At 69.9% G+C, this 13,339-nt stretch carries 12 protein-coding genes and 4 tRNA genes; 7 read left to right on the plus strand and 9 right to left on the minus strand.

What is annotated here, in order from left to right:
• Nucleotides 1–46 precede the first annotated feature (46 nt).
• Entirely contained in the window at nt 47–1,357 is a 1,311-nt protein-coding gene (locus tag BFN01_RS00305; protein ID WP_071640358.1) for an aminotransferase class I/II-fold pyridoxal phosphate-dependent enzyme, read from the plus strand.
• 4 nt (nt 1,358–1,361) lie between these two features.
• Entirely contained in the window at nt 1,362–2,213 is an 852-nt protein-coding gene (gene pdxY / locus BFN01_RS00310) for a pyridoxal kinase PdxY (protein WP_071640360.1), read from the plus strand.
• A 30-nt stretch (nt 2,214–2,243) separates the two neighbouring features.
• On the opposite strand, the gene BFN01_RS00315 is transcribed toward pdxY, so the two are convergent.
• The 3 genes from BFN01_RS00315 to BFN01_RS15280 all read right to left on the minus strand — a co-directional run bounded on the left by BFN01_RS00315 (nt 2,244) and on the right by BFN01_RS15280 (nt 5,229).
• The gene (locus tag BFN01_RS00315) at nt 2,244–2,777 is read right to left on the minus strand and encodes an HIT domain-containing protein (protein WP_071640362.1); all 534 of its coding nucleotides are present in this window, start codon (nt 2,775–2,777) and stop codon (nt 2,244–2,246) included.
• Nucleotides 2,774–4,711 (minus strand): threonine--tRNA ligase, encoded by a 1,938-nt coding sequence (thrS, locus tag BFN01_RS00320; RefSeq protein ID WP_218161780.1) that lies wholly within the window; start codon nt 4,709–4,711, stop codon nt 2,774–2,776. The genes BFN01_RS00315 and thrS overlap by 4 nt, the downstream gene beginning before the upstream one ends.
• A gap of 350 nt (nt 4,712–5,061) precedes the next feature.
• Nucleotides 5,062–5,229 (minus strand): hypothetical protein, encoded by a 168-nt coding sequence (locus BFN01_RS15280; protein WP_177243763.1) that lies wholly within the window; start codon nt 5,227–5,229, stop codon nt 5,062–5,064.
• A gap of 146 nt (nt 5,230–5,375) precedes the next feature.
• Here BFN01_RS15280 and BFN01_RS00325 point away from each other — a divergent pair, with 146 nt between their 5' ends.
• A complete protein-coding gene (locus BFN01_RS00325; protein ID WP_071640366.1) occupies nt 5,376–6,713 on the plus strand; it encodes a deoxyribodipyrimidine photo-lyase in 1,338 nt (445 codons plus the stop codon).
• A 17-nt stretch (nt 6,714–6,730) separates the two neighbouring features.
• Here the strand turns inward: BFN01_RS00325 and BFN01_RS00330 are convergent, their stop codons facing one another.
• From BFN01_RS00330 to BFN01_RS00345, 4 genes are all read right to left on the minus strand, one after another.
• Complete coding sequence (locus BFN01_RS00330; RefSeq protein WP_143187102.1) at nt 6,731–7,078, minus strand: hypothetical protein; 348 nt, start codon at nt 7,076–7,078, stop codon at nt 6,731–6,733.
• Nucleotides 7,079–7,140: 62 nt separating this feature from the next.
• Nucleotides 7,141–7,212: transfer RNA gene (locus tag BFN01_RS00335), tRNA-Val, on the minus strand.
• A gap of 25 nt (nt 7,213–7,237) precedes the next feature.
• A tRNA-Cys gene (locus tag BFN01_RS00340) sits at nt 7,238–7,308 on the minus strand.
• Nucleotides 7,309–7,364: 56 nt separating this feature from the next.
• A tRNA-Gly gene (locus BFN01_RS00345) sits at nt 7,365–7,437 on the minus strand.
• A gap of 204 nt (nt 7,438–7,641) precedes the next feature.
• Between BFN01_RS00345 and BFN01_RS00350 the strand changes: the two genes are divergently transcribed.
• The 4 genes from BFN01_RS00350 to BFN01_RS00365 all read left to right on the plus strand — a co-directional run bounded on the left by BFN01_RS00350 (nt 7,642) and on the right by BFN01_RS00365 (nt 11,374).
• A tRNA-Val gene (locus BFN01_RS00350) sits at nt 7,642–7,717 on the plus strand.
• Between the two features lie 171 nt (nt 7,718–7,888).
• Nucleotides 7,889–9,214, plus strand: coding sequence for a cytochrome P450 (locus BFN01_RS00355; protein ID WP_071640370.1), 1,326 nt, complete (start codon nt 7,889–7,891; stop codon nt 9,212–9,214).
• The gene (locus BFN01_RS00360; protein ID WP_071640372.1) at nt 9,211–10,431 is read left to right on the plus strand and encodes a zinc-dependent alcohol dehydrogenase; all 1,221 of its coding nucleotides are present in this window, start codon (nt 9,211–9,213) and stop codon (nt 10,429–10,431) included. The genes BFN01_RS00355 and BFN01_RS00360 overlap by 4 nt, the downstream gene beginning before the upstream one ends.
• Nucleotides 10,432–10,480: 49 nt before the next feature.
• Entirely contained in the window at nt 10,481–11,374 is an 894-nt protein-coding gene (locus BFN01_RS00365) for a TIGR01777 family oxidoreductase (protein WP_071640374.1), read from the plus strand.
• 119 nt (nt 11,375–11,493) lie between these two features.
• On the opposite strand, the gene BFN01_RS00370 is transcribed toward BFN01_RS00365, so the two are convergent.
• The gene (locus BFN01_RS00370; protein ID WP_071640376.1) at nt 11,494–12,066 is read right to left on the minus strand and encodes a type II toxin-antitoxin system PemK/MazF family toxin; all 573 of its coding nucleotides are present in this window, start codon (nt 12,064–12,066) and stop codon (nt 11,494–11,496) included.
• Complete coding sequence (locus tag BFN01_RS00375) at nt 12,063–13,322, minus strand: ammonium transporter (protein ID WP_071640378.1); 1,260 nt, start codon at nt 13,320–13,322, stop codon at nt 12,063–12,065. Before BFN01_RS00375 ends, BFN01_RS00370 begins: the two co-directional genes overlap by 4 nt.
• Nucleotides 13,323–13,339 lie beyond the last annotated feature (17 nt).

The following is a 13,339-nucleotide window of genomic DNA, read 5'->3' on the forward strand; positions in this document are numbered from 1 at the left end:
CCGCACTTTGGCCTATGCCAAACGATAGCACCATAGAATCAGGACGATGGACGCCACGATCACCGGGACCTCCGCTGCCGAGATAGCCGACAGCGTGCGCGGGCTGCGCGAGCGCGGAGCGCTGCGACCGGGCGATGCGCTGCCGTCGGTGCGCGAGCTCGCTGCGACGCTGGGAGTGAACCGCAACACCGCGGTCGCGGCCTATCGGCAGCTCGCGCAGGCGGGGCTCGTGGTCTCGCGAGGACGCGCGGGCACGGTCATCTCCGGCGGCGCGCCCGTCGCGCAGGAGGGCGTCGCCGACACGGTGCTGCGCGACGTGGCATCCGGCAACCCCGACCCCGCACTCATCCCCGACCCGACGCCCGCGCTGGGGCGCATCGTCGGCCGCCCGGTGCTGTACGGCGAACCGGTGATCGATGCCGGTCTGGAGCAGTGGACGCGGGAGTGGATGCTGGCCGACCTCCCCCGCGACGACCTGCACGTCGTCGTCACCAGCGGCGCCGTCGACGCGGTCGAGCGCCTGCTCGCGCAGGCGCTCACGCGCGACGATGCGGTCGCGCTGGAGGATCCGTGCTTCCTCTCCAGCATCCACACGGTGCGCCTCGGCGGCTACCGGGCGGTTCCCGTCGCGGTCGACGAGGAGGGCATGACCATCGACGGGCTGCGCGCCGCGCTCGACGCGGGGGTCCGTGCCGTGATCAGCACACCCAGGGCGCAGAACCCGACGGGGGTGAGCCTGTCCCCCGCACGCGCCGCGGCGCTGCGGGCGGTGCTCGCTGATCACCCGTACGTGCTCATCATCGAAGACGACCACTTCTCCCTGCTCTCCCGGCATCCGTACGCGTCGCTGATCGGACCGGCGCATCGGCGCTACGCGCTGATCCGATCCGTGTCGAAGTTCCTCGGGCCGGACATGTGCCTCGCCCTGGCGGGAACCGATCCCACCACCGCCGAGCGGCTGGCGATGCGTCTCAGCCCCGGTACGACGTGGGTGAGTCACCTGCTGCAGCGACTCGCGCACGCGCAGCTCACCGACGCCGACGTGCGAGCGCGCATCGCCCGCGCCGCCGAGCACTACGCCGCCCGGAACGCCGCGTTCACCGAGGCGCTCGCCGCGCGCGGCATCCGCACCGTCTCGACCGACGGGTTGAGCCTGTGGGTTCAGCTGGACACCACCGCCCGCGCGGCCGCCGAGCGGCTGATGCGTCGCGGGTGGCTCGCTCGCCCCGGCGACGAGTTCCTGCTCGACGAGACCGCCGGTCCGTCGCGCCACCTTCGGCTCACCGTGCACGACCTGACCGATGCCGAGACAGCCCGCCTCGTCGACGATCTGGCCGCGGCCGCAGTGAGAGGATGACAGGATGAAGATCCTCTCGATCCAGTCGGCCGTCGCGCACGGCCACGTCGGAAACTCGGCCGCCGTCTTCCCGCTGCAGCGCATCGGCGTCGATGTGCTGCCGGTGTACACGGTGAACTTCTCGAACCACACCGGCTACGGGGCGTGGCGAGGGCCGATGATCGATCCGACCGACGTGCGCGAGGTCATCACCGGCATCGAGGAGCGCGGCGTGTTCGGCCAGATCGACGCGGTGCTCAGCGGCTATCAGGGTGGCGAGGGCATCGCCGACGTCATCATCGATGCGGTCGCTCGCGTGAAGGCCGCCAACCCGGATGCCGTGTACGCCTGCGACCCCGTGATGGGCAACGCGAAGTCCGGCTGCTTCGTCGCCCCGGCGATCCCCGTGCTGCTGCGCGACAGGGTCGTGCCCGTCGCCGACATCATCACCCCGAATCAGTTCGAGCTGGGCTTCCTCACCGGCACCGAGCCGTCGGACCTCGACTCCACGCTCGCCTCGGTGGACGCCGCGATGGCGATGGGTCCGTCGACCGTGCTGGTGACCTCGGTCGAGCGCCCCGACCGCGAGGAGGGCACGATCGAGATGCTCGCCGCCGACGGCAAGGGCGCCTGGCTGGTGTCCACCCCGCACCTGCCGATGAAGGCGAACGGGTCGGGCGATGTGACGGCCGCGCTGTTCACCGCGCACTACACGTCGACGGGTGACGCGAGACTCGCCCTCGAGCGCACCGTGTCGAGCGTGTTCGATCTGCTGCAGAACACTCTCGACTCGGGCGACCGCGAACTGCGTCTCGTCGAGTCGCAGGAGGCCTACGCGAACCCCCGGATGCAGTTCACCGCGCGTCAGGTGCGCTGACGCCGGCGCGGACGCAGCACGCCACCGCGCTCAGCGCGGCCAGGCGTTCGCGACGGCCTCGCGGATATCGTCGAGCAGCTGCGGCAGCGCCTTGGTCTTCGCGATGATCGGGAAGAAGTTGGCGTCGGTCGCCCAGCGCGGCACGATGTGCTGGTGCAGGTGCGCGGCCACGCCGGCACCGGCGACCTCCCCCTGGTTCATGCCCAGGTTGAAGCCGTCGCAGCGCGAGACCTCGCGCAGCACCCGCATCCCGGTCTGTGTGAGCGCGCCGATCTCCGCGACCTCTTCCGGTGTCGCCTGATCGTACGTGCCGATGTGGCGATACGGGCACACGAGCAGGTGACCCGAGTTGTACGGGAACAGGTTGAGCACGACGAAGGCGGTCTCGCCGCGGGCCACGATCAGCCGCTCCTCGTCCGGATGCTTCGGCGCCTCGCAGAACGGGCACTCGTCGCGCAGCGGCTGCGGTCCCGCCTGGATGTACGCCATCCGGTGCGGGGTCCACAGCCGCTGGAACTCGTCTGGCACTCCGACCAGGCGGCTGCCGTCCTCGAGTTCGCTCAAGCCAGATCCTCCGAGGTCATGACGCGGGCGTGGGCCGCGATCGCCGAACGGATGCGCGACACCGCATCCGCGATGGGCACCCCGTTCTCCTGCGACCCGTCGCGGAAGCGGAACGAGACCGTGCCCGCGGCACGATCCTGCTCGCCCGCGATGAGGATCACCGGCACCTTCGCGGTGGTGTGGTTGCGGATCTTCTTCTGCATCCGATCGTCGGAGTGATCGACGTCGGCGCGCACCCCGGCGTCCCGCAGCTGTGCGATCACGCCGTCGAGGTACTCGGCGTACTGATCGGCGACGGGCACGCCCATCACCTGCACGGGCGCCAGCCACAGCGGGAAGTCGCCGGCGTAGTGCTCGAGCAGGATCGCGAAGAAGCGCTCGACCGATCCCAGCAGCGCGCGGTGGATCATCACCGGCCGGTGCTTCTGCCCATCGGGGCCCGTGTATTCCAGCTCGAAGCGCTCGGGCTGGTTGAAATCGAGCTGGATCGTCGACATCTGCCAGGTGCGCCCGATCGCGTCACGGGCCTGCACCGAGATCTTCGGGCCGTAGAACGCCGCTCCCCCGGGGTCGGCGACGAGCTCAAGCCCCGACTCGAGCGCGACCTCGCGCAGCGTGTCGATCGCCGTCGTCCACTGCTCGGGATCGCCGAGGAACTTGTCGTTGCCCTCTTCGTTGGTCGACAGCTCGAGGTAGAAGTCGTTCAGCCCGTAGTCGCGCAGCAGGGTCAGCACGAGGTTCAGGTTCGTCGCGAGCTCCTCGCGCACCTGATCCTGGGTGACGTAGATGTGCGCATCATCCTGGGTGAGCCCGCGCACGCGCGTGAGGCCCGAGAGGGTCCCGCTCTTCTCGTAGCGGTACACCGTGCCGAACTCGGCCATCCGCAGCGGAAGCTCGCGGTAGCTGCGCCCACGCGATCGGAAGATCAGGTTGTGGAACGGGCAGTTCATCGGCTTCAGGTAGTAGTCCTGGCCCTGCCGGGTGACGTTGCCCTCCTCGTCGCGCGCCTCATCGAGGTGCATCGGGGGGAACATGCCGTCCGCGTAGGTCTGCAGATGACCCGAGGTCATGAACAGATCCTTCTTGGTGATGTGCGGGCTGTTCACCACCTCGTAGCCGTTGCGCAGCAGGTGGCGCCGCAGGTTCTCCTCGATCTCATAGCGGATGATGCCGCCCTTGGGGTGGAACACCGCGAGACCCGAGCCGATCTCGTCGGGGAACGAGAACAGGTCCATCTCGACACCGAGCTTGCGGTGGTCGCGACGCTCGGCCTCGGCCAGACGCTCCTGATAGGCGCGCAGCTCGTCCTTCGTCGGCCACGCCGTGCCGTAGATGCGCTGCAGCTGCGGGTTCTTCTCGCTGCCGCGCCAGTAGGCGGCGGCGACACGGGTGAGATCCCACCCGTTGCCCACCATGCGCGTGCTGGGCACGTGCGGACCGCGGCAGAGATCCTTCCAGGCGACCTCGCCGTCCTTGGTCACGTTGTCGTAGATCGTCAGCTCACCGGCGCCGATCTCCGCGGACGCCCCCTCGGCCGCGTCCGCGCCCGAGCCGGGGCCGCCGGCGAGGTCGATCAGCTCGAGCTTGAACGGCTCGCCCGCCATCTCCGCGCGGGCCTCGTCTTCGCTGACCACCCGGCGGGTGAAGCGCTGACCCTCGCGGATGATGCGCTGCATCTCCTTCGAGATCGCCTTGAGATCCTCCGGGGTGAACGGCTCGTCGACGCCGAAGTCGTAGTAGAAGCCATCGGTGATGGGCGGGCCGATGCCCAGGTTCGACTGAGGGCGGATCCGCTGCACGGCCTGGGCCAGCACGTGCGCCGTGGAGTGACGCAGGATGACGAGCCCGTCGGGGCTGTCGATGGTGACCGGCTCGACGACGTCATCGTCGGCGACGGTCGCCGCGAGATCCTTCAGCTCGCCGTTCACGCACATGGCGACGACGGAACGATCGGTGAACAGGGCGAAGCCGTCGCGCTTGTCTGCGCGGGGCTGGGCGATGTCTGACACGTGATTCTCCAGGTAGACGATGGAAGAGGACGACTCAGCTGCAGGCGCGAGTCGCGCCCTGCCCGCTCAGGCCTGCGTAGTTCGCGCGACGACACCGGTGACAGAGGTCACGAGAGCGGTCGACGCGGATTCCATGTCGTGAAGTCTACGCCGCCGGATCCCGGCATCCCGCATCCGCCGTGGCATGCAGAAGGCCCCGGTGCGAGAGCATCTGCTCCGCGACCGGGGCCGGGCGCCGACCGCCTACCCGTTGACGATCGACGCGGGGTCGGAGGTCACACGCTCGTGTTACGACCCGAGACCGCCCTGATGAGCCACGCGATGACCGCGAGCGCAAGAAGGACCAGTCCGACCCACAGCAGGAAGTTCAGGGACTGCACCAACCCGCCCGTGATCGCCAGGATGATCGCGATCACCGCGATGATGATGAGAAGAGGATTCATGATCGCTCCTTTCGGTTCTGGAGCTCAGTCGAGCTCCGATACCCCGACGGTACGGGGGCGCGTTGCCGTGACCGTAGGGGGTTGACGGCGCGAGTCGAAGCGTGCGACGCGCACCATCCGGCCGCATCGTCTGGAATGCTGAGCGCATGACGTCCCCCTCGATCGTGTGGTTTCGCGACGACCTCCGCCTCGCGGACAACCCCGCGCTTCGGGCCGCGGTCGAGCGCGGTGAGCCGATCATCGCCGTGTACGTCCTCGACGAGGAGTCGCCCGGGTTCCGCAGCCTCGGCGGCGCCGCCCGCTGGTGGCTGCATCACTCGCTCGTGTCGCTGCGGGATCGGGTGATCGAGCGCGGCGGGACGTTCGTGCTGCGCCGCGGCGCCGCGGCCTCGGCGATCGCCGAGCTGGTCGCGCAGACCGGCGCGGGTGCGGTGTTCTGGAACCGCCGATACGGCGGTCCGCAGCGCGACGTCGACACGCAGATCAAGACGAGCCTGCGCGAGGGAGGCGTCGAGGTGCGCTCGTTCGCGGCATCCCTTCTGTTCGAGCCGTGGACCGTGCGCACCGGAGGCGGCACGCACTTCTCGGTGTTCACGCCGTTCTGGCGCGCGTGCCTGGCCCTTCCGGCGCCGCGCGCTCCCCTGCCGGAGCCGCGCGAACTGCGCGGTCCGACTCGCGTGCCGGCGTCCGACGAGCTCGACAGATGGTCGCTGCTGCCGAGCCGGCCGGACTGGGCGGCGGGCTTGCGCGAGACGTGGGAGCCGGGCGAGCCCGCCGCGCGTGCACGGCTGCGCTCGTTCCTCCGCGAGGATCTGCGGGGCTACGACACCACCCGCGACGAGCCGGCGGCGGGAAACACGTCGCTGCTGTCGCCGCGCCTGCGGTGGGGTGAGCTGAGCCCGTTCACCGTGTGGCACGCGGCGACCGAGCATGAGGGCGCCGGACGCTTCCTCTCCGAGATCGGCTGGCGGGAGTTCGCCTGGCACACGCTGTTTCACTTCCCGCAGCTCGCGACCCGCAACCTGCGCCCCGAGTTCGACGCGTTCCCGTGGCCGCGCCTCCAGCCGAAGCACCTGGCAGCCTGGCAGCGCGGCGAGACGGGCATCCCCCTGGTGGATGCCGGGATGCGCGAGCTCTGGCACACCGGCTTCATGCACAACCGCGTCCGGATGGTGACGGCGTCGTTCCTGATCAAGAACCTGCTCGTCGACTGGCGTCGGGGCGAGGAATGGTTCTGGGACACGCTGGTCGACGCCGACGACGCCGCCAACTCGTTCAACTGGCAGTGGGTCGCCGGTTCCGGCGCGGACGCCGCTCCGTACTTCCGGGTCTTCAACCCCGAGCTGCAGGCGAAGAAGTTCGATCGCGACGGCCACTACATCCGCGAGTGGGCCCGCGATGCGCCGACCGAGCCCATCGTCGATCTCGGCGAGACGCGCAAGGCGGCGCTCGCCGCGTACGAGCAGATGCGGCGGGCGCGCTGATCGGCGTGGATCGACGGCTACAGGAGGTCGGCCGGGAGGTCGTCCAATCCGCTGGGCTGCTCGATGTCGAGCGCCTCAAGACGCGGCGGCAGCACAGCGATCCGGACCCGGCTGTGCGGCGAGAGCAGAACCGACACCTCCGCCCCCTCGGCGGTGCGGAAGTCCACGAACCGGCTCTGAGCCGCGGCCTCTTCGATGCGCGTCTTCAGATCGCCGATGTCCTGGTCGCGTTCCAGCGGGATGCTGTCGTCGTCATCGATCAGAATGATCGCCTGCTGCATCTGCCCTGTGGTCATGCCAGCGAACGTAATCACGATGTGCGACATGGAAGAGGGGGTTGCGCTCGGCGGATCGAGCGGCAACACGCGCGACCCGCCGACGCCCCGGGAACGAGAAAACCCCCGGACTCGTCCGGGGGTCTCTGTTGTGCGCGATACTGGGATCGAACCAGTGACCTCTTCCGTGTCAGGGAAGCGCGCTACCGCTGCGCCAATCGCGCCTAGAAGGCTGTTCAGTTGTCAGAGAGGTGGCGACGGGATTCGAACCCGTGTAAACGGCTTTGCAGGCCGGTGCCTAGCCTCTCGGCCACGCCACCGCGAAGTGGATTCGAACCCACATGCCGAAACCCCCTGAAGGGGGCTCCTGCACTCGAGCGGATGACGAGACTCGAACTCGCGACCCTCACCTTGGCAAGGTGATGCGCTACCAACTGCGCTACATCCGCATATTCTGTTGTCGTTCCCGGCGTCCCGGGCACTTGAAATACATTAGCCCAGGATCGGCGCATCGCCAAACCGCTCCACGCCGCCGGGCGTGTCTTCTGATGCGGCTCGCGCCGCCACGCCCGGCCCGTCGCGCGGTGTCAGGAGGCGGGTGCGGATCGGGTATGCTTGCTGACTGTGCCACCGTGCACGACACAACTCCACATGGGCGATTGGCGCAGTTGGTAGCGCGCTTCCTTCACACGGAAGAGGTCGTCGGTTCGAGTCCGGCATCGCCCACCATCCAGAAGCCCCGACAGTGATCTGTCGGGGCTTCGTCGTGTGCAGGCTTCGTCTCTGCCCACGAGCCTCGTCTCCTGCACGCAGGGCCTCCGAGCAGCCTGACCTGTAGCACAGACGGTCGCGAATCGCGCCCCCGTTCACACATTCGCGTTCGGTGATCAGGCTGGAGGCATGCCTCACCGGATCGCAGACGACGCCCCTCTTCTTCTCGTGCACGGCTACGACCTCGGCGCCCGCATCTGGTCCCGCGTGCGCGATGGCGCACGCGGTGCGCCGATGCGACTGCTCGGCCATCGAGCCGTGTTCGTGCGAGGCGCGGAGGGCGTCGGGCTGTTCTACGACGAGACCCGCGTCGCCCGCCACGGCGCCATGCCGCGGTTCGTGCAGGAGACGCTGTTCGGCCACGGATCGGTGCACAGCCTCGACGGGGCCGAGCACCGCCACCGCAAGGCGACGTTCGTCGACGTCGCATACGAGGACGAGCAGGTGCGGCGTCTGCAGCCGGACCTCGAGCGCGAATGGCAGCGCGAGCTCGACGACTGGCTCGCCGGCGGAGACCGCACCGCGTACGACGCCGCGGTCGGTGCGTTCGGGCGCGCCGGGATGCAGTGGGCCGGCCTCCCCGGCTCCGACGACGCGCGCACGGGGTGGGCGGCGCGGCTCGCGCAGATCGTCGACGGCTTCGGCCGGCCGCTCTCCCCGGACTTCGCCGCGGCCCTGTTCAACCGCGTCTGGTCCGATCGGCGCGCCGCACGACTGATCCACGATGTGCGCGCCGGCAGACTCGTGCCACCGCAGGGCACGGCACTGTACGAGTGGGCCTGGCATCGGGGGCCCGACGGAGGGCTGCTGCCGGAGCGCCTGGCCGGCGTCGAGCTGCAGAACAGCATCCGTCCGCTCATCGCGGTCGCCCGCTTCGTCGCGTACGCGGCCAAGCAGCTGCTCGAGAACCCCGACTGGCGCCTGCGCATCCACGCCGAGACCGCCCGCAGCGGACAGCTCGTGGGTGGGCAGCTCGCCGTGGCCTTCGCGCAGGAGATCCGTCGGACCTCCCCGTTCGTGCCGATGCTGCCCGGTCGCGCGATCACCGACATCGACTTCGACGGCCAGCGCGTCCCGGCCGGCGGACGGGTCGTCATCGACATCCTGGGCACCGACCTCGATGACGCGTCGTGGGACGACGCGCACGAATTCCGACCGGAGCGCTTCATCCACCGACCCGACTACGAGGCGATCCCCGCGTTCATCCCGCACGGCGGGGCCGACGTCGTCACCGGTCACCGCTGCCCGGGCGAGAAGCTCGCGATCGCCGGCCTGTCAGCCGCGATCGCCGTGCTCAGCGACCCGCGGGTGCGCATCTCACCCGAAGGCCTCGACGTCGATCGACGACGACTGCCCACCATGCCCGCCTCAGGCGGATGCGTGTATGCGGCAGCAGCGCAGCAAGCCGACCCCACCGATGACCGCGAGAGCGGCGAGCAGAGGAGCACCTCATGAAGGCACTGACCTGGCACGGCAAGCGCGACGTCCGCGTCGAGCAGGTGCCCGACCCCAGCATCCTCGAGCCGACCGACGCGATCATCCGCGTCACCTCCACCGCCATCTGCGGCTCGGATCTGCACCTGTACGAGCTGCTCGGACCCTTCCTCGACCGAGGCGACATCCTCGGTCACGAGACGATGGGCGAGGTCGTCGAGGTCGGCTCGGAGATCCGCACCCTCGTGCCAGGCGACCGCGTCGTGATCCCGTTCAACATCTCATGCGGCACGTGCTGGTTCTGCCGGCGGGGGCTGCAGTCGCAGTGCGAGACCACGCAGGTGCGCGAGTACGGCAGCGGCGCCGCGCTGTTCGGGTACACCAAACTGTACGGGCAGGTCCCCGGCGGCCAGGCCGAGTATCTGCGGGTGCCCCTGGCCGACTACAACCACGTGAAGGTCGGCGGTGAGCTGCCGGACGATCGCTACCTGTTCCTCAGCGACATCCTGCCCACCGCGTGGCAGGGCGTCGACTACGCCCACATCCCCGTCGACGGCACCGTCGCCGTGCTGGGTCTGGGCCCGGTCGGGCAGTTCGCCGCCCGCATCGCGCGCTCACGCGGACACCGCGTGCTGGCCGTCGACCCGGTTCCCGAACGTCGCGCCATGGCCGCCCGTCATGACATCGAGGTCTTCGACCTCGACGACGACGCGATCCCGCATCTGCGTGATATCACGGCGGGCCGCGGCCCGGACTCGGTGATCGATGCGGTCGGACTCGAAGCCCACGGCAATCCGGCGATCTCCGTGGTGCAGCAGGCGGTCGGGCTGCTGCCCGACCCACTGGCGCGCCCGATGCTCGAGCACGCCGGCGTCGACCGTCTCGCCGCGCTGCACGCCGCGATCGACCTCGTCCGCCGCGGCGGCACGGTCTCGCTGAGCGGCGTGTACGCGGGCGACGCCGACATCCTGCCGATGAAGACGATGTTCGACAAGCAGATCACCCTGCGGATGGGCCAGTGCAACGTGAAGCGCTGGACCGACGACCTTCTTCCTCTGGTGGAGGACGACGCCGATCCGCTGGGAGTGATGGATCTCGTCACGCATCGTGCGCCGCTCGATGATGCGCCCGACCTGTACCGCACCTTCCAGCGCAAGGAGGACGGCTGCATCAAGGTCGTGCTGAGTCCTGGTTCGGCTCCCGCTGCACACGCCTCCGACGCTCAGGGCGACCTATGATCGGCTTCACCGGCACACGATCCCTGCCGCATCCCGAACGGTGGCGCACATGAACGACTCACGCATCGTCATCTCCGGAGCGAGCGGCCTGATCGGCGGCGCGCTCACGCGATCACTCCGCGCGGACGGCACCCGCGTGGTGCATCTCGTTCGTCGTCCCGCCCGCGGCGCCGACGAGGTCGAGTGGCTCACCGGCAGTCCGCTCGACCCAGACGTGCTGGCCGGCGCGGCCGCGGTCGTCAATCTCAACGGCGCGAGCATCGGCAGGCTGCCGTGGGGGGCGAGCTACCGGGACACCCTCCGCCGGTCGCGGCTGGAGCCCACCGCGGTGCTGGCTGATGCGCTGCTCGCGCTGGGGACCGCGGCTCCCGCCCTGCTGTCGGCATCCGCCGTCGGCTACTACGGCAACCAGCCCGGCGCCCGGCTCGACGAGGCAGGCGCACCCGGCGAGACCTTCCTCGCCGAGATCTGCGTGGAGTGGGAGCGGGAGGCGATGCGAGCCGCCGACGCCACCAGGGTCGCGCTGCTGCGCACCGCGCCGATCCTGCATCCGGATGCCGTGCTGAAGCCGATGATCGCCCTCACCCGGGTGGGACTCGGCGGCCCGCTCGGGTCGGGGCGCCAGGTGTGGCCCTGGATCTCGCTGGAGGACGAGGTCAGCGCGATCCGGCACGTCATCGACTCCGACCTGCACGGTCCGGTAAACCTCACCGGACCGCACCGGGCGACCGCAGGCGGGATCGGACGCACGCTGGCCTCCCTGATGCATCGCCCGTACCTCATCCCCGCGCCGGCGTGGGCGCTGCGCCTGGGTCTCGGTCGTGCAGCAGCCGATTCCCTGCTGCTGGCGGATGCCGACGCCGTGCCCGACGCGCTCACCGGCAGCGGCTTCGAGTTCCGGCACCCGACGGCCCCGGCGGCGCTCGCCGCCGTGCTGGGCTGAGCCCCGCCGTCCTGGGCTGAGCCCCGCCGTGCTGGGCTGAGCGGCGCCGGTCGTCCGGTGCGGGCGTCAGGGTGCTTCCGACCTCAGAGGTGCGCCTGACCTCAGAGGTGCGCCTGACCTCAGAGGCGCGCCCACCCGTAGCGGCTGATGAGCGCCTGTGCGACGCGTCCGTATCGACCGGAGTCCAGCACGGATGCCTCCCGACGCATGCCGTCGTGGTGCACGCTGTACAGCTGCTCGATGTCGACCCAGGATTCGCGCCCCCGCGAATCCCAGCTGCCCGAGCCGATCAGGATGAAGTCGCGGTCGCGATCATGGCGTGTGCTCGTCATCCGCACGGCGTACACCCGGTCGGCGCTCTGCCTGCCGATCACGAGCACCGGGCGGTCCTTGCCGCGTCCGTCGTTCTCCTCGTACGGCACCCAGGTCCAGATGACCTCCCCGGAGTCCGGCATCGCGTTGCGCGAGGGCGAATAGCCGACGCTGACAGCGCCGACGCGGGCCGGATCCAGCCGGACCGTCTCGGATCCGGGCATCCGTCCCGCGTCGACGTCTCGCTGCCCGCCCTCACCCTCGACGCGAAGCCGCGCGCGAGAGCGGGGGCGGGACTGCTGCCCGCCCCCGCCTCGCCCTGACAGCGCCCTGCCGAGGATGTCGCCGATGACCGAGAGGAACCTGCTGCTCGAGCTCACCCGCCCACACTAGCGGCGGGCGCCGGCTCCAGCGCGTAGCCCTCCTCGCCGTGGACGGCGAGGTCGACGCCGGCGAGCTCGTCCTCCCCGGTGACGCGGAAGCCGATCGTCTTCTCGATCGCGAAGCCGATCGCGTAGGCCACGACGAACGAGTACACCATCACTCCCCCGGCCGCGATCACCTGCACAGCGAGCAGCCGCAGGTCGCCGCCGGTGAACAGGCCCTGGCCGGTGGCGAAGAACCCCAGGTACACCGTGCCCAGCAGCCCGCCCACGAGGTGCAGTCCGACGACGTCGAGCGAGTCGTCGAAGCCGAGCCGGAACTTCAGATCCACTGCCAGCGCGCACGCGACCCCGGAGAGGGCACCCAGCAGCAGCGCCCACCCCGGCGTCAGGTCGGCGCACGCGGGAGTGATCGCGACGAGTCCGGCGACCAGGCCGGAGACAGCCCCGACCGACGTCGGCTTGCCGACCCGCAGCTTCTCGACCAGCACCCAGCCGAGGATGCCGGCGGCCGCGGCCCCGAGCGTGTTGATCGCGATCAGGCCCACGCCGCCCATGTCCTCCGACAGCCACTCCGCGCCGGCGTTGAAGCCGAACCAGCCGAACCACAGCAGCGCAGCGCCGAGCAGCGTGAGGGGCACGTTGTGCGGCTTGTTCAGCTCGCGTCCGAAGCCGATGCGCTTGCCGAGCACGAGGGCGAGGGCGAGGGCGGCCGCGCCGGCGTTGATGTGCACCGCCGTTCCGCCGGCGTAGTCGATCACGGCCACACCGCTGTCCTCCCCGAACAGGGTCGCGCCCAGGTGCATGATCCACCCGCCGCCCCACACCCACGCCGCGATCGGGAAGTACCCGATCGTGCCGAAGACGCCCACGAAGATCAGCCACGGTCCGAACCGGGCACGATCGGCGATCGCCCCGGAGATCAGCGCGACGGTGATGATCGCGAACGTCGCGCCGTAGGCGACGCCGAGCAGGGCCACGTTGGCATCCGGTGCCGAGGCCGCCGCCGCCAGACCGAGGTCCGCGAACGGATCCCCGGCGAAGTGCGCGGGCGACGACACACTGCTCATCGAGTACCCGTAGAGCACCCAGAGCACCGCGATCAGACCGATCGCGCCGAAGCTCATCATCATCATGCTCACGACGCTCTTCGCCCGCACCAGACCGCCGTAGAAGAACGCCACCCCCGGCGTCATCAGCAGCACGAGCGCGGTCGCGGTGATCACCCACGAGACGTTGCCTGTGGCATCCATATCGAAACCTCCTCCGT

This window comes from Microbacterium sp. AR7-10, assembly GCF_001878835.1.
GTDB classification, from domain to species: Bacteria; Actinomycetota; Actinomycetes; order Actinomycetales; family Microbacteriaceae; genus Microbacterium; species Microbacterium commune.